At 45.1% G+C, this 15,352-nt stretch carries 18 protein-coding genes and 1 rRNA gene; 1 reads left to right on the top strand and 18 read right to left on the bottom strand.

What is annotated here, in order from left to right; all coding sequences use genetic code 11:
- The 4 genes from MZO41_RS12835 to MZO41_RS12820 all read right to left on the bottom strand — a co-directional run.
- Positions 1 to 71: ribosomal RNA gene (locus tag MZO41_RS12835) — 16S ribosomal RNA — on the bottom strand; the annotation flags it as partial.
- A 498-nt stretch (positions 72 to 569) separates the two neighbouring features.
- A complete protein-coding gene (locus MZO41_RS12830) occupies positions 570 to 950 on the bottom strand; it encodes a hypothetical protein (protein ID WP_003641566.1) in 381 nt (126 codons plus the stop codon).
- Positions 950 to 1,357 (bottom strand): CvfD/Ygs/GSP13 family RNA-binding post-transcriptional regulator, encoded by a 408-nt coding sequence (locus MZO41_RS12825; RefSeq protein ID WP_003644624.1) that lies wholly within the window; start codon positions 1,355 to 1,357, stop codon positions 950 to 952. The genes MZO41_RS12830 and MZO41_RS12825 overlap by 1 nt, the downstream gene beginning before the upstream one ends.
- Before the next feature lie 129 nt (positions 1,358 to 1,486).
- Positions 1,487 to 2,071 carry a peptidylprolyl isomerase gene (locus MZO41_RS12820; protein ID WP_003641564.1) on the bottom strand — a complete coding sequence of 195 codons (585 nt, stop codon included), beginning with the start codon at positions 2,069 to 2,071 and terminating at the stop codon, positions 1,487 to 1,489.
- 163 nt (positions 2,072 to 2,234) lie between these two features.
- Between MZO41_RS12820 and MZO41_RS12815 the strand changes: the two genes are divergently transcribed.
- The gene (locus MZO41_RS12815) at positions 2,235 to 2,891 is read left to right on the top strand and encodes a VTT domain-containing protein (RefSeq protein ID WP_003641563.1); all 657 of its coding nucleotides are present in this window, start codon (positions 2,235 to 2,237) and stop codon (positions 2,889 to 2,891) included.
- 90 nt (positions 2,892 to 2,981) lie between these two features.
- Here the strand turns inward: MZO41_RS12815 and MZO41_RS12810 are convergent, their stop codons facing one another.
- The 14 genes from MZO41_RS12810 to comGA all read right to left on the bottom strand — a co-directional run bounded on the left by MZO41_RS12810 (position 2,982) and on the right by comGA (position 15,213).
- Entirely contained in the window at positions 2,982 to 3,623 is a 642-nt protein-coding gene (locus tag MZO41_RS12810) for a TIGR01906 family membrane protein (RefSeq protein ID WP_003641562.1), read from the bottom strand.
- Positions 3,607 to 4,398, bottom strand: a complete 792-nt coding sequence (locus MZO41_RS12805; RefSeq protein WP_003641561.1) for a TIGR01457 family HAD-type hydrolase — start codon at positions 4,396 to 4,398, stop codon at positions 3,607 to 3,609. Before MZO41_RS12805 ends, MZO41_RS12810 begins: the two co-directional genes overlap by 17 nt.
- A gap of 21 nt (positions 4,399 to 4,419) precedes the next feature.
- A complete protein-coding gene (locus tag MZO41_RS12800; protein WP_013355700.1) occupies positions 4,420 to 5,049 on the bottom strand; it encodes a YutD family protein in 630 nt (209 codons plus the stop codon).
- Positions 5,050 to 5,067: 18 nt separating this feature from the next.
- Positions 5,068 to 6,453 carry a bifunctional metallophosphatase/5'-nucleotidase gene (locus MZO41_RS12795; protein ID WP_003644625.1) on the bottom strand — a complete coding sequence of 462 codons (1,386 nt, stop codon included), beginning with the start codon at positions 6,451 to 6,453 and terminating at the stop codon, positions 5,068 to 5,070.
- Positions 6,454 to 6,522: 69 nt separating this feature from the next.
- Positions 6,523 to 7,131: a metallophosphoesterase gene (locus tag MZO41_RS12790; protein WP_003641558.1), complete on the bottom strand. Its 609-nt coding sequence runs from the start codon at positions 7,129 to 7,131 to the stop codon at positions 6,523 to 6,525.
- Between the two features lie 515 nt (positions 7,132 to 7,646).
- Positions 7,647 to 9,032 carry an amino acid permease gene (locus MZO41_RS12785; RefSeq protein ID WP_003641557.1) on the bottom strand — a complete coding sequence of 462 codons (1,386 nt, stop codon included), beginning with the start codon at positions 9,030 to 9,032 and terminating at the stop codon, positions 7,647 to 7,649.
- 319 nt (positions 9,033 to 9,351) lie between these two features.
- On the bottom strand, positions 9,352 to 10,545 hold the full coding sequence (locus MZO41_RS12780; protein ID WP_003645437.1) for an acetate/propionate family kinase: 1,194 nt from the start codon (positions 10,543 to 10,545) through the stop codon (positions 9,352 to 9,354).
- An 11-nt stretch (positions 10,546 to 10,556) separates the two neighbouring features.
- The gene (locus MZO41_RS12775; protein ID WP_003641554.1) at positions 10,557 to 11,606 is read right to left on the bottom strand and encodes a class I SAM-dependent methyltransferase; all 1,050 of its coding nucleotides are present in this window, start codon (positions 11,604 to 11,606) and stop codon (positions 10,557 to 10,559) included.
- Between the two features lie 172 nt (positions 11,607 to 11,778).
- Positions 11,779 to 12,267: a type II secretion system protein gene (locus tag MZO41_RS12770; RefSeq protein ID WP_003641552.1), complete on the bottom strand. Its 489-nt coding sequence runs from the start codon at positions 12,265 to 12,267 to the stop codon at positions 11,779 to 11,781.
- Positions 12,260 to 12,445 carry a hypothetical protein gene (locus MZO41_RS12765; RefSeq protein ID WP_003641551.1) on the bottom strand — a complete coding sequence of 62 codons (186 nt, stop codon included), beginning with the start codon at positions 12,443 to 12,445 and terminating at the stop codon, positions 12,260 to 12,262. The genes MZO41_RS12770 and MZO41_RS12765 overlap by 8 nt, the downstream gene beginning before the upstream one ends.
- A complete protein-coding gene (locus MZO41_RS12760) occupies positions 12,438 to 12,911 on the bottom strand; it encodes a type II secretion system protein (protein WP_003644628.1) in 474 nt (157 codons plus the stop codon). Before MZO41_RS12760 ends, MZO41_RS12765 begins: the two co-directional genes overlap by 8 nt.
- Positions 12,901 to 13,257, bottom strand: coding sequence for a competence type IV pilus major pilin ComGC (gene comGC / locus MZO41_RS12755; protein ID WP_003641549.1), 357 nt, complete (start codon positions 13,255 to 13,257; stop codon positions 12,901 to 12,903). Before comGC ends, MZO41_RS12760 begins: the two co-directional genes overlap by 11 nt.
- On the bottom strand, positions 13,254 to 14,300 hold the full coding sequence (locus MZO41_RS12750; protein ID WP_015640611.1) for a type II secretion system F family protein: 1,047 nt from the start codon (positions 14,298 to 14,300) through the stop codon (positions 13,254 to 13,256). The genes comGC and MZO41_RS12750 overlap by 4 nt, the downstream gene beginning before the upstream one ends.
- Positions 14,239 to 15,213 carry a competence type IV pilus ATPase ComGA gene (comGA, locus tag MZO41_RS12745; RefSeq protein ID WP_011101696.1) on the bottom strand — a complete coding sequence of 325 codons (975 nt, stop codon included), beginning with the start codon at positions 15,211 to 15,213 and terminating at the stop codon, positions 14,239 to 14,241. Before comGA ends, MZO41_RS12750 begins: the two co-directional genes overlap by 62 nt.
- Positions 15,214 to 15,352: the final 139 nt, after the last annotated feature.

Below are 15,352 nucleotides of genomic sequence, written 5' to 3'. Positions count from 1 at the left end.
GTTCGTTCGACTTGCATGTATTAGGCACGCCGCCAGCGTTCGTCCTGAGCCAGGATCAAACTCTCAAATTAATGATGAGTTCTAAAAAGCTCATTTAATGTTGTACTAAAATTTATTCACTAGCGAATTGACTTCGCAAATGTTTTGCTCTTGATTCAAAATCAAGAGACCCTACACATTTGATTCGTCGAAACTTTGTTCAGTTTTCAAAGATCTAATTCCGTGCGTTAATCGCTTAACACAACTATTACATAATATCATTTCATCATTTCCTTGTCAACAACTTTATTTAAGAAGTTGAATAACTATGCAAATGAATTTGAAACGTTATTACCATAACATAATCGTTAACACCTCAATCAGTTGAATTGTTAACGCGACAAGAAATATCTTATCATTAGCGATTACTCATGTCAATAACTTTTTTGCTGTTTTGAATATTTATTCACTTACAACAATTTGAAATGAAACAATGTAAGTGCTAGCGGCTAGCTGTTTAACAGCAGTGCTCGCAGCGACAAGATATATATTATCAAGTATTAGTATGCAGGTCAACCCTTTATTCGAATTTATTTTGATAAATTCGTAAACGGCATTGTTTCACTCACACGAACACTCGTAAATAACTCGTGCAATTCACTGGCTAGAACAAACTCGAGCCCTTGACGATCAAACTTTGCACGTACCTGCCCGTCAACAGCTAGGTGGTCAAAGACAAAGACCGCAACTTTTTCATCATCCAGCTCAGCCATAATCGAATCATACAAGCGCAATTGGTCAACATCAATACCAATCGTATATCGCAAATCCCACAATACTGACGCTAAGGGCGAATGCCCTGCTCGTACTGGCAACTGATAAAAATTGTATCCATTAGTAGAATGCTTAACTAAAAAGTGCGACCCTTGCTGGTCATTATAAATAATTGTCCCGGCAACTTTTTTCTGCACTAATACTCACCCGCTTTCAATCGATTTAGTGAATCCGAAGTCCAACTCGCTAAATGATTGGCAATTGGTTCAAAGCCAGCATGAACATGCCGATTCGTCCAAAAATGCTTATGCCGAAAAGTCTTGTAGATTTCCAAATCATTGACCGTCGGATGCGGTTGATGCTCGATACAACGTAATGATAAGCTGATTTTTCCAGTATATTCGTCAATATCTAAAATAATAACATCTACGGCTTGACCAACCTTTAGATACTCCGTAATACTTTTAACGTATCCTTCATGACACTCTGAAATGTGAATCAATCCCTGATGCTCACCATCTAAGGTGACAAAAGCACCATATGGTTGAATACCAGTGACTCGTCCGTGTACCCGCATACCAATTCGATAATTGCTCACGATCATACCATCCTTTCTCATTCATTCTATATTGTCGATAATTCTAATCCCCAATATTATAACCTGAATACAGCGGATTGCAAAATCGTAATTGCAAAAAAAGAAACCCGCAGCCGCAGATTTCTTTCAAACTAACTAATCTTCAATTGTAATTGTTTCGATCACAACATCCTTCACTGGTTTATCCTGCATACCAGTCTCAGTGGCCGCAATCTTATCAACGATATCCATCCCATCACTAACTGCACCAAAAACAGTGTGCCGGAAATCTAGCCAGGGCGTGCCACCATTGCCATACGCAGTCACGATTTCTTCCGGATAACCAGCTTGCTTCATCTGATCACTCATCCCAGCATCTAATTGTGGCTTTTGAACGATAAAGAATTGGCTACCGTTCGTATTAGGACCAGCGTTGGCCATTGATAATGCCCCTCGCAAGTTGAAAACCTCTTGTGAGAATTCATCTTCAAATGGTTTACCCCACAAACTTTCGCCACCCATCCCGGTACCGGTTGGATCACCACCCTGAATCATAAAATCAGGAATGACCCGGTGGAAGATAATGCCATCGTAGTAACCCTTCTGAGCTAAACCAACAAAGTTTTCAACACTCTTGGGGGCCTGCTTTGGAAATAGTTGAACCTTAATATCACCAAAGTTAGTTTTGATTGTTGCTTTTGGTCCATCGACCTGACTTAAATCTAATTGTGGAAATGCCACAAAATCACCCGTTTTCTATTAAGATTATCTTGATAATACAAGAGAACTCGATTAAATGCTAGCCATTTGTAAGGATTTCTTGCGATTAGCGACTAAGCATAGTATTTCCACTGATTTTCTGGTAACCTAGATAGGATTAATTTCACATTACTTGGAGGTAACCATGAGTTTTTTAATCGATTTTGTGTTGCACATTGACCAGCACTTAGTCACCATCGTGAATAGTTTTGGAATCTGGACCTACCTAATTCTCTTTGCCATCATCTTCATTGAGACTGGCGCGGTCATTTTACCATTTCTTCCCGGTGACTCCCTTTTATTTGCAGCTTGCGCACTCGCCGCTAATCCAACCTATGGCTTACATATCTGGACTTTTGTCATTCTCTTCTTGGTGGCAGCTTTGGCGGGCGACTCACTTAACTTCTATATTGGTCATTCCCTAGGAGAACGCCTAACTGAAACATCCTGGTTTGGTAGACTGATCAATCAAAAACAGCTGGCAAAGTCCGAAAAATTCTTCGAAAAACATGGTGGCATCACCGTGACCATCGCACGCTTCATGCCAATCATCCGAACCTTTGTCCCATTTGTAGCTGCCAGTTCGCGAATGAAGTATCAACAATTCATTCGCTACAACGTTATCGGCTGTGTCCTGTGGGTCATTCTCTGTTGTGGTGGTGGCTACTACTTCGGTAATATCCCGTTCGTTAAGGAACACTTTTCGATGGTTGTCATTGGAATCATCCTGGTTTCACTGATTCCAGCTGTCTTCTCTGCTATCCGCGCACGCTTTAGCCATCCAACTGAAAACGAAGATTAATCCAATTATAAAAGGCCGATCAGCTAATAATAGCTGACCGGCCTTTTATAATCTAACTTAAAATGCAGTGTCCACTGTAAATACTCTTCATTAATCCGCTTCACGTAACGCTTGTCTGCCGATACTGAGTAAGTAAAAAAAAGACCACTCAATCAGGATAAACGCTAGAACAAAGCACTGACCGAAGAACGTATCCGGCAAGACCAAAATGATTCGGTCCAATAGTGGATCGAACAACCAGTCCGAATTGCGAAATAAGATCTTATGGAACATGATAAAGAACTGATCAAAATTGATAGCCATTATAACGGTCACTACTGGTGGTACCCAGAGGGCTGTCTGCATCGGTAATACTAACCGCCACAATTGTCGATCACGTCGTAGTCGCTGCCAAAAAAAATAGACCACAACACTCGTGACGATAAACACACCGTAATCAAGCATAAATAGATTCTTCACATCCGCAAAGTGAACCAACGCACTCGTCGAATCCGTAAAATCGTTCATAGTTAATTTGGGTACCCACGGAAAGTTAAGATATGCTAACAGCTGATAGTAGTTCGTCATCAGCCGTCCCAATGTCAAATTCACAGTTGCGCCTAACTTTTGACCAACCGCATTGGCAAAATACAACCAGCTCGCGTTGATTGTTACAATTATCGTGCCACTCACTAACCATAAGTATAAACTCAGCCACTGAGCCGCATTTTTAAATTTATTTAGCCACACCATCGTCTAGGTCCCATTCGTCCAAAGAATTGATCTCATTAGTTGGTTTGACGGCCTGTTGTGCCACTAGTTCAGGGGTAGAGACACCGGTATACACCAATAAGGAGTCAATCCCAAAGTTAATTGCCGCTGAGATATCCGTCATATAATTGTCACCAACCATCACACAATCGTGCTTATCGAGACCAATCCGGTCGACCGCTTTCTGCATAATAATTGTCTCCGGCTTACCAATGTAAGTTGCACGTTGTTGGGTGGCCCGTTCGACCATCGCAATTACTGAACCAGCACCTGGCACTAGCCCCCGCTCATTTGGAAGATTAGTATCCGCGTTGGTGCCAATGAACTTAGCCCCCCGCTTAATTGCCAGCGTAGCAAGTTCAAATTTATGGTAGGTCGCATCATAGTCTAAACCAACGATTACGAATCTAGGTGTGCGCTCATCGAACTTGAAGCCCTTTTCCAACATTGCACCCTTCAAGCCAAGTTCCCCGATGACGTACATCGTTTTATCACCATCACCTGCAAGGTCATTAACATAGTCTGCCGTCGCTAACGCTGCCGTATAAACATTCGCAGGACTCACATGAATATCGTGATTGTTCGCTAAGTTTGCAGCCACATCTTCTGGTGATTTAGTCGTGTTATTCGTGACCAATAAAAAATCAGTCTGACTAGCCTGTAGTCGTTCAATAAACCGTTTAGCAGCAGGAATACGTTCCCGACCACGATAAACTGTTCCATCTAAATCAATTAAATAACCCTTGTACTTACCCAATCAAAATACCTCTCTCTGTTCCTACTTTTGTCGAATCGTAAAGTGGCGTTTACCACTACTCTGCTTCGTTGTTTGCGCTTGCTTACCATTACCGGCCGTAACTTTCGCCGATTGCCGCCGCTTTTCAGTAAACGGTGCGGCCTTCTGCTTAGTGGTGAAGCTATGAGACTTCCGCCGTTGTTTGCTGCGACTACTGTTACGGTTACTCCGCGCTCGGGATTGCCGACTATTAGTGTTTTTCTTTCCCCGCCGATCATCCTTACGTGAGCGACTGGTACGCTTAGGTTTAATGACCCGTTCGTTTTTAATGATAAAATAGGCGCAACCAAAATTACAATATTCGTACAGATAGTCTTGGACCGCCCCAATCGTCTGTGAGCGCTGGACATCTTTCATATCATCACGGAAAAAACCTTTTAACCGTAACTGTTCAAAGCCCCAATCACCGACAATATAATCATATTTATTTAAAATTGAGCTGTAGCGCTCAACGAACTTGTCGAGGTCAAACCCTTGGCGATAATCGTACACGATTTCAAACGGGTGCTTGCTAACTTCAAAGTGGGTCTTATCAGTTCGTAATCCATGATACAAATTGCGCCGCCGTTCCGCTTGTTGTTCAGCTAGTTCATCAATATGTTCGCGATTCACATTGACACCACCTTTCTCTTATTTAACCGGCCATCGACGCATTAAGTAATCGCCAACAACCGTTCTTAACATGGCTTCAAATAATATCTCAGTTCGACCACTGATATTAATGGTCGGGAAAAACGGAATGAATAAATCATGATCTAATAACGCAATCTGGTACGTTTGTTGCCGATTGACCGGCTGACCATTCACTAGTAATGTATGCTGTCCCGTTTTCCACGTGAGGCCCTGGTACTGGATATAACCAAAGACTTGACCACGAAATCCCATTCCTTTAATCGGAAATTTGTTCAAAAACGGGCGAACTAACTCCATCTCATAGACTAAGCGCCACAATGCTTCACCACTTAACGTCACTCGAATAACATGCATCGCGTGAGGTAGCATGGTATGTAAATCATTTCGGTTGACCATGCCTGCGGGAAGATCCCGCATGAACAGGCCACCGTTCAACATACCTAGATCAGTTTTGGCATAGTCCGTAATGGCCGCTAGCCCGAGGGCCGTCAAATCACTTGCATGGTGCCAATGTGGCCGCAGCTGCGTCGGCACCTTCGCAACAACTTGCCGCGTGAGTAACGTTTCACCCTGTTGCTCCCAGCCAGTAATCAACGTTTCATCACCGGCCACAATTGGTAAGCTGGCCGTGGCAACGGTATGCGCCGCGGCCGCTTTAACGTGATGTTGATGATCAATCGTCAGTTCAATTCGCCCAATATACTCACCGTATTTTCCAGCTGCCGCTATCAGGACCCCATTTTTCAGTTCACCGTTCACCAGTAAATGATGCGTATGACTGCCAATAACAACATCGATCACCGGAAACTGTTTTGCTAACCACCGATCGACATTGATACCAAGGTGGGACATCACGATTAAGACATCATATTGCCCTGCATATTGTCGTAACAACTCTGGGAATCGCGTCTTAACACTGGCCGGCGTCCAACCGTTCAACGGGTAAGTCAACGTAAACGGTGCCGTAAATGCCAGCAACAAGACTCGTGTCCCCCGTGCAGTTGTAATGATTTTAGCTGGTAATGCCCACTGCGGCGGTCGTTGCGTTGCAGTATCTGTCAAATTACCGAGAACAACATCAAAGTTGGCGCGGTCATACAACCGGTTTAAGGCCGCGTGCGTTAAACCCAGTCCTTCATTATTGCCAATCGTAACCGCATCATAGCCAATCGCGTTCAATAACGCCACGTTGGCCTGCCCTTGAGTGGCTTCTGAGAGTGGATGGGCACGATCAACCGCGTCGCCGAGGTCAACCGTGATCACATGGCTTCCAGATTGCCGGCGCTGCTCACGTTCGGTTAATAAATACCGTTGAATACGTGGCCAGTTTTCAAAATGCGAATGAATATCATTGGTATGCAGAATCGTGACTTGCTCGTCCACGGTCAATCGCCCCTCAATCGTTGTCTTTGTTAATCCTAAAGCATTCACCAAAGTCGGTCAAGCACTCGCTTACTGGCGCTTGGCAAAATCAATGGCTTTACCGTCAACCATCTGCTCGATCTCGGCCAGTGAAAATGGCGTTCCAAAGGGCACCGGATGGTCCAAGTAATCGACTTCTGGTGTATCGACACCCACGTTGATGTTCTCCTTGACGTTGACGGCATAATGATGAATATGCCCGTGCAAATTGATAATTTGTTTGACGATCCCCATCATCATTGGGTAGTGCGTCATATAGTATTGGCGGTGGTCGTACTTAATCAGTACCCCCACGTCGTGAAATTCAAACTTCGGTTGACCATTCAACTGTGGATCATGAGCAGCCAAATACTTAAAGAAGGCCCGTGAATCATGGTTTCCCTTTATAAAAATGATTTTGCCATTTAACTGTGCTAAGAGTGCAAAAACCCGCTCATAAGACAATTTCGCTGGTCGCGTAAAATACAGCGCAACATCGCCTAAATGATAGACTGTATCCTGATCCGTCACACGGGCATTCCAATGGTCAACAATCGCTTGGTTCATTGTCTCTACATCTGGAAATAGCCGGGGCGCAAAGTCGTTGTCCCCCAACAAATCAGCATGATAAAAATGTGTGTCGGACGTAAAATATTGCATCGTTCAAACCTCTTATTCGTATATTTACATTTGTAACATCAATCGGATGTGTCATGTCTAGCGAATTTCATGACTTTTGCTTGAAAAGCTGACTTATCCGTTCGTCAGCATGTACCCATGTCAGTCATTCGAATCCTATTACGACTGTCAGTCATCATATGGCACACTAACTCGGCAAGTTTATACTAAACAAACCGTTTCCACCGAGTCAAAGCTGACAGTTTTGGCACTTACTGAACAGCACGTATTAATCATGAACCATTTTAAAGAACACCTGACACAACGCGTTAGTCATTTATCATTGTACCGCGCACCGTTCTAAAAGACACTAGAACAGTTTTAAGTTTATTGCTTTGTCAGCACTGGAACCATGTTTTATGACCAACCCATATTCACAAATCTAGCTAATATCGTCAAAAAGTGCACTTAACTGCAATCGGCAGAGTTAAGTGCACTTCATAAATCCCATTAGTTAACCTACTTGATAGCCAATCAGCACTCCTGGTTATTGCTGACTAGTCGTGTGTCCGTTGACGAATTCGGTCACTAACGATCTTGACAATGTATAAGCCAACCACCCAGACCGCTGACACGAGTAACGCGATTAACGTTTCAAACTTCAGACAGAGAACAACAGCGATAAAAGCTAAGAACACTAGAATGAAGTAATCAGATAACGGAAACAGTGGCATCCGGAATTTCACTTTAGCCTGACTGCCCGCTTGACGTCGATACTTGATATGTGCGACGACGATTGCGCCCCAAATAAAGATAAAACAAGTAGTCGATACACTCGCAATCAGCGAGAAGACTTTCCCAGGCATCAGTAAGTTTAGAATTACTGACAACCCAATCACCAGAGTCGAGAACCATAACGCATTGCGGGGAACTTGGCGGGTCGATAGTGTCCCCATTCGTTTGGCAAACTTGCTTTTGCCATCATACGTTAGTGAGAATAACATCCGCCCGGTACTGAATAACGCACTATTACAACTAGAAGCGGCCGCCGTGAGCACTACGAAGTTGATAATCGCAGCCGCTGAACGAATTCCCAAATTGGTGAATACTTGTACGAACGGGCTGTGTGCCGCTGAAAAGTATTGCCACGGGTACATACACATTAGAAAGAATAGTGACCCAACATAAAACAGAATGATCCGCACGGGAATATCATTGATTGCTTTGGGAATCACCGTCTTCGGATCAGCCGTCTCAGAAGCTGTCATGCCGACCATCTCGATCCCAATAAAACTGAACAGGACCATCTGGAAGGAAAGCACTAAGCCTTTGATTCCGTGTGGCATAAAACCGCCATAACTAACCAAATTGGTTAAGCTGGCGTGGCCCACAGGGGTCTTAACGCTAAACAAGACCATGCCAATCCCAACAGCAATTAATGCCAAGATAGCAGCGATCTTAATAATCGCAAACCAAAATTCAGTTTCACCGAACGCTGAGACATTAATAGAATTCAAGCCCAGCAATAAAATCAAGATAATCAGCCCCGGAAGCCATTGCGGTAACCTAGGCCACCAAAACTGCATATACTCACCAGCAGCCGTAATTTCGGCCATCGCAATCGTGATCCAGCAAACCCAATACGTCCATCCAGCCACAAAGCCGGTCTTATCACCTAAGTATTGCTTAATAAAATCAATATAAGAATGCGTATGAAGGTCAGATAACAGTAGTTCACCTAACGCCCGCATTAATAAAAAGCACACTAAACCGGTCACTAAGTATGCGATCAGGATCGCTGGCCCCGCCAAGTGGATAGATTGACCGGCCCCTAAGAACAGTCCGGTCCCAATCGTGCCGCCGATGGCAATTAATTGAACATGGCGGCTTTTTAAGCCTCGCGAGAGTTGTTCCGTCGCAGGCTGTGAATTTTCTTTCGTCATTATCTTTGCACTCCCCTTGAAATTATTATAGCGGCCAAATTCCTAGCATTCAAAAGGCCACGCTTAAGAAAATCACATGATTGGACTATACCATTGTTTGCTAGCGAAATTCATCTTATGTACGCGTAAGCGTTTGCTAACTTGCATGGCTGGGATTCAGCTTTGTTAGTTGACTAAACCAGTGAACGCTCCCGCTACGTGAATAAAGTGAAGGCAACGCATACTAACATGAATAACTTTCACTTCAGCATCTAAAAAAGCACCCGGATTTTCATCCGCGTGCCTCTTTACAACCTTAATCATATTGAAACGATGCTGATCACTGATTCTGAGCCACGCGCTCAACATCGCGGGCAATCATAAGTTCTTCATCAGTAGGAATGAGTAACGTCCGAATCTTCGCATCGGTCGTACTCAGGTCCCGTTCGACACCACTGACTTGATTCTTAGTCGGGTCAATCGCGACGCCAAAGTAGGTCAACCGATCCGCGATTCGTTGTCGCATCCGTGCATCCCGTTCACCGATACCAGCCGTTATCACTAATGCATCCGCACCTTGTAGCTCAGCCAAATAAGCACCGACATACTTAACGATCCGATTGACAAAAATATCAATAGCTAACTGAGCCTGTGAGTCCTCATCATAACGTGCCTCGAGCTCCTGCATATCTGCAGAACCAGCTAGCCCCAGTAAGCCTGACTGCGTATTCAAAATCGTTAACATTTCATCAGGATCGCTAATATTAAGCTTTTTCATGAGATAAGCAACCAGCGACGGATCCACATCGCCCGAGCGCGTTGCCATTGTAATACCAGCTAACGGCGTAAATCCCATCGAGGTATCTAGTGACTGTCCATGATCAATCGCCGTAATCGAACTTCCCGCACCTAAATGCAACGTAATCAGCTTCAACGTTTCGAGCGGTCGGCCCAATAATTTAGCTGCTCGCACCGCGACGTAGCGATGGCTCGTTCCATGAGCGCCAAACTTGCGAGCACCATATCGTTGATAGTAATCATACGGTAACGAGTATAGATAGTTAACCGCCGGCATACTTGCATGAAACGCCGTATCAAAGACAGCGACCGCGGGCACATGTGGTAGTACCCGCTTGAAAGCACGAATACCGACCGCATTAGCCGGATTATGCAATGGCGCATATTCGGCCAGATCCGTAATCTGCTTAAGCACTTGGTCAGTGATTAAAACTGAATCATGGAATTGCTCGCCACCAGCAACGACCCGGTGACCGACCCCAGTAATTTCATCATATGAGTCAATAATTCGCAATTTAATTAACTCATCCAAAACGATATTCACGGCAGCCAAATGGTCCGCGACTACGGCTTTCTCTTGGTAATGATGATCAACGCCATAGCGAATATTGACCGGTGAAGTTTTGAATCCAATTCGTTCAACAGCGCCCTGTGCAATCACCCGTTCCTGTGGCATTTCAAATAACTTAAATTTCAACGTCGAACTACCAGCGTTGATGGCAATGGTCTTCCCCAAACGACACACTCCTAGCGAATAATATTCTGGTCGACCCACGCATCAATTTGAGCGGTAAACGCTTGAAAGGCACGTTGATCCTCAAATGATGGAAAGTCGCCTAGTAATACTTTACCTGCTTGGTGGGCCCGTTGTCCATGTTTCTGTAAAACAACAATTGATTTTCGTGATTTTTCATCAAGAAAAAGGTTAGTCGGCAAGTTCAACAGACCTTGGAGGTAAGCCGCAGTGCTCATCCATTTTAACAGTCCTTGAGACTCTTGCGACTGAAAAATCGTCGTTGGAACAAGGAAAACACCCCAGCCGCCCGGTAACAAATGAGCCATCGCTTGCTCCATCATCAAATGATGAATGTAAGAATGACCATTCGTCGCTTTCGTTTGAAAACCTTGGACACGGTCATCCAATGGGTAGTACCCCACTGGCAAATCACCAATTACAACGGTCGTTTTCGGCATGACCAGGGAATCAATTGCGTCTTGATGAAACAACTCCACTGCTGATCGTTGGAGATCCATGCTCATCGCGGCGATTGCCAACTGATTATCATCATTATCGACTCCGTAACCCTGAATCGGACGTGGCCGGTCCGTCTGCAACTGATTTATGACCGTAGTTAATAAGTTACCAGTCCCGACAGCAATATCCAAAATTGACAAATCAGTCGTCGATCCAACTAACTTAGCAATCAAGTATGCCGTTAACAGTCCAATCGAATCTGGTGTCATTTGATGGTTTGGATCAACGTGATCATTATGAATCGCCTTTAGTAAGGCCAACTGAAGCGCACGCCGAATTGTTTCGGCGTCCAATTGTTTTAAGTCGATCGTTTGATAGAGCTTTGTTAAAGCTGCCGTCTGTTCCGGATTTGGCTTGCCATCCTCAACATGTACAGATTGGCTTAATAAATTATCGCCAGTCTCAATGAGCGCATCCACGTAAGAAACGGATAGTTGTTGCATCAAAACTTGAACTGATTGATCTAAGACCTGAAAAAGCGTCTCGGTTTCTGCTTGTGCCAGAATACTCACCCTCCCGCAAAATCTGTAATCCTTAACCATATTACTGATTTTACGCGTTAAGTTCAAGTCACGGGGTTCACTCACCAATCAAGGGAGCGAATTATGCTGATAAGGGTGCTCATAGGATTGTAAAATTAAGCGATATAACGTCTGGCGAGACTGAAAATTAACGTATCGTTGGGTTTCAAACGCCCCACCAATTAACAATAAGCTAATCACCGAAAGCAGGATCGTTCCGCGTCGCTTCCTCATCTACCATTGTCCTCCGATCTGGTAACAGTAATTGGGCTTGAAAATGAATCCCCTTATCAGTCGTCATCGTCAGGGTCAAATCATCGGCCACGTGAAATTGCCGAACGCCCTGCATCAGATTGATTTCACCACCACCATAGTGGCGCAATCCGATTCGATGTAGGATATGATAATAAGTCAATAAATACTGTTTGCCGGTGACCGTATTAACCAAATGAACGGCTTTTCCCGGCGTCAGACCACCCTCATCGGAAATATGGTCCACCACAAAATGGTGATCTGGATTTTCAAGCTCGTGAAGCATCAAATACCAATCCACTGTTGGCAAATCCACTTGGGTGCGCCGGGCCAAATTGCGCTGCCCCTGAAAAAGTGTCGTCAGCACTACGGCCACGATTGCTAACGACACAACGGCTTCAATTAACGTAAAACCGCGCCGCCTAATCATGTGCTTGCTCCGGTATCCTGGATAATAGCTGCTGACGTTGCCGGTCTTCATATTGTTTTCTGGCCGTCTGAATCGCCTGCAAGGTCTGGCGTTCATGTGACTGCATCATAATCTCTAAACTTTCAAACCCAATCAAACCACCCATCAATAGCCCCAGAGCGGTAATCGTTTCAATCATCAAAAAACCCATTCGCGTCTTTAACATGTGTGACTTTATAGGCCCCCCACCCCATCAAAGCATTCAGTTTGATTTTCTGCTTCGGCTGTAATTGCGACTTGAAAATAACCACTGCTAGCTGTGGATGCCCATTTTTCTGGATTTGAATATCACGACCGCGCTCTGTTTTTAATGTTGCAGGCAGTGGGAGATGCCACTGTGGGCCACTGATAGGCCGCCCCCGCTTGCCACCCCAAGTCACGACTTCCGTGCCACGAAAGCTCACGACCTGGGGCTGACCCGTCACACTAGCGGTTAAGGTCTGTTGCTGCCACATCGTTTGTAACTCCCGCCAGAAAGCCTGTTCCGCATTCTGTTGGCGTTGCCGTGTGGGAAAACGGTGCACAGCAATCACCGCCACACTAGCCACGATCGCCAAGACCGCTACCGTTTCGATTAAGGTAAATCCCTGTCGCTTAACCACCAACTACTTTTTGTGGTTGCGGCCGTACCGGACTAATGCCCTGTGACTTAGCCTGCTTATATTGACCATCGTTAATATATCCCTTGTTCCGAAGTTCTTCTAACATTGCGTCGTCATCCGTGACGGTCTTACCCGTATCATTCGCATACATTTCAGCCTGATTTTGAACAACTTCAGTCAGGGCTTCTTGTTGGCGCCCAGCCGCCTGTTTACGTTGTTGATTCAAATTGGGCACCACGATCAACATCAAGAGACTGATGATCGCCAATACGATCACCATTTCAATTAAGGTAAAACCGCGCTGTGGTGCTGCCGTTTTTTTCATCAAGCGTTTCATTAATAATGTCATTTTAAAATCTCCCCCATTGATTGATACATCGGTAATAACAAACTCAAGTATGTGCCGACAACGACGAGTGCAATAATGCCAAACATGATGGGTTGAATCCAACCAATCATCCGGTTCAACTGTCGAATCAAGCGTTCGTACTGCAAAGTTGCAAAGTATAGTAATTCCTGACTTAACTGTTCTGCCGGACTCTCTTTGCCGACCAGTAGTGCTAACTCATCAGGTAATAATCGGTCCTCCTGGATAATTGTGACTAACGAAGTCCCAGTCAGTAACGCCTGTTCGATAACCTGCCCTTGCTGATAAATCAGCGCCTTAGTTTGAAAGTGCTGACTGACTTCACAAATGCCACGAATCCCTAAACCACCAGTCAGCAGCATACCCGCATTAAGGCTTAAATAGTAACCACAGTAGTTTCTGATCAGGGGACCAATCAAGGGGACTTGAGCCAACCACTGATAGCGCCGCCGAATGGGTAATCGGCTAACTTGAAGGCCAACCAGCAATAAGCAAATCACCAAGGTAATGACCGTGATACCGCTAAACCATTGCCAATTCGCGATTGTCCCACTACCATTACCACCATGAGCAAGACTCGGTAAAATCGCAGCTTTGACCGTGCCTAAAGTTCCCAGCAGTAGAATTAACAGCAGACAAGGGTACTGTAACAACCGCCGAATTTGGCGTCCCTGTTCAGCACGCGCTCGCATTAATTGACCTGCCTGCATCAAGGTCCGGCGTAATTCACCATGAGTCTCAGCAATTAAGAACTGGTAATACAAGTCCACCGCAATGTATGGACGCAGCGCCATAGACAAATCATCACCCGCGGCTAAACGCCCCAGCGCGGGCTGCAAGGATTGAAAGGCCGGTCCTTCTACATCCAATGTAAATTGAAAGGCTTGCTGAAACGAGAAGCCGTTGCCTAGCAAGTCGGCTAGCGTTTCAAACAGCTTCGCCTGCATAGCAATCGGAAGCCGTTTACGCTTCCTTAAGTTGATTGGCCGTCGCATGATCGAGACGGCCCGCTGCCAATTGTTCATCAATTAACTCCGCCCACCTTTCAGTCATCATTTGCGACGTTTTGGGCATTGCATGCGGTAACACGACCGTATCGAAAATCGTCGCCACGCTGCCATCCGTCACTGGTACGAGGCGCTGATAGGACATTGCAGTTAAAGCCTGCTCCAAAACAGCGGCTTCCACTCCCAATTGCGTCAACCGGGGAATAATCCCGTAGACACCGCGCGCATGAATAGTACTTAAAACTAAGTGACCACTTAGCGCTGCCTGTACCGCAATCCGAGCCGTTTCGGCATCACGAATCTCACCAATAATAAAGACGTCGGGATGGTGGCGTAACCCAACCTTCAGTAAATCGCCATACGCCATCTGGGCCGGTGCGTTTACTTGTAGTTGTAAAAATTGTGGTTCATAAATTTCAACCGGATCTTCGATCGTCATGACTAGCCGTTGGCCACGAAGCTGCCGCACAAGATCATACATCGTGGAAGTTTTGCCAGAACCCATCGGCCCGGAAAATAAGATCAATCCCGTTCGTCGCATTAATTGACTCAATTGTTGCCGTTGCTGTGGGACCAAATAGCTCAATTTTCGGGCCGGACCTTCATACAATAACCGGACAACCAACGACTCACGGTCCAAAAAGTCGCCAACTGCCGAGATTCGCAAATTTAAAGTTTGCTCTGCCAATGTTAACGTCATAGCCCCTAATTGGGGCCGCCGATGATCACTAATCGCCATGTTACTACGGTATTTGATGTGATTCATCAATTGCTGGGCCAACTCAGTTGTAATCTGAGTAAGTGCCCGCAAACTGCCTGCTGCTTGCACTAACACCTGATACCCTTCTGCCGTGGGTAACCAATAAATATCACTGGCCCGCTGATTCACGGCTGCCTGAATGATTTCGTTCAACTCTGCTTCAATCACCATTTATCATGGTCACGCTCCTTTCAATCATTAGTTTCGTAACAACGACCACTTTCCACGAAAAAAATGACATTTATTTTGGCATCAAAAAAGCTGTTCCAGAAATAACAAATTATTTCCAGAACAGCTCGTCATCGCATAT

Origin of the sequence: Lactiplantibacillus sp. C232, from assembly GCF_023806725.1 — a bacterium.
GTDB lineage: Bacteria > Bacillota > Bacilli > Lactobacillales > Lactobacillaceae > Lactiplantibacillus > Lactiplantibacillus plantarum.
This window is presented reverse-complemented; position numbering and strand designations above follow the sequence as displayed.

What these genes read in the sequence shown, in the direction of transcription:
- MZO41_RS12810 (WP_003641562.1), bottom strand. Translation starts at nt 3,623, where the DNA reads ATGGTGTGGCTAAATAAATTTAAAAATGCGGCTCAGTGGCTGAGTTTA.
- MZO41_RS12750 (WP_015640611.1), bottom strand. Translation starts at nt 14,300, where the DNA reads ATGAACAATTGGCAGCGGGCCGTCTCGATCATGCGACGGCCAATCAAC.
- MZO41_RS12825 (WP_003644624.1), bottom strand. Translation starts at nt 1,357, where the DNA reads ATGATCGTGAGCAATTATCGAATTGGTATGCGGGTACACGGACGAGTC.
- MZO41_RS12775 (WP_003641554.1), bottom strand. Translation starts at nt 11,606, where the DNA reads ATGGTTAAGGATTACAGATTTTGCGGGAGGGTGAGTATTCTGGCACAA.
- comGC (WP_003641549.1), bottom strand. Translation starts at nt 13,257, where the DNA reads ATGACATTATTAATGAAACGCTTGATGAAAAAAACGGCAGCACCACAG.
- MZO41_RS12815 (WP_003641563.1), top strand. Translation starts at nt 2,235, where the DNA reads ATGAGTTTTTTAATCGATTTTGTGTTGCACATTGACCAGCACTTAGTC.
- MZO41_RS12785 (WP_003641557.1), bottom strand. Translation starts at nt 9,032, where the DNA reads ATGACGAAAGAAAATTCACAGCCTGCGACGGAACAACTCTCGCGAGGC.
- MZO41_RS12765 (WP_003641551.1), bottom strand. Translation starts at nt 12,445, where the DNA reads ATGATTGAAACGATTACCGCTCTGGGGCTATTGATGGGTGGTTTGATT.
- comGA (WP_011101696.1), bottom strand. Translation starts at nt 15,213, where the DNA reads ATGGTGATTGAAGCAGAGTTGAACGAAATCATTCAGGCAGCCGTGAAT.
- MZO41_RS12770 (WP_003641552.1), bottom strand. Translation starts at nt 12,267, where the DNA reads ATGATTAGGCGGCGCGGTTTTACGTTAATTGAAGCCGTTGTGTCGTTA.
- MZO41_RS12790 (WP_003641558.1), bottom strand. Translation starts at nt 7,131, where the DNA reads ATGCAATATTTTACGTCCGACACACATTTTTATCATGCTGATTTGTTG.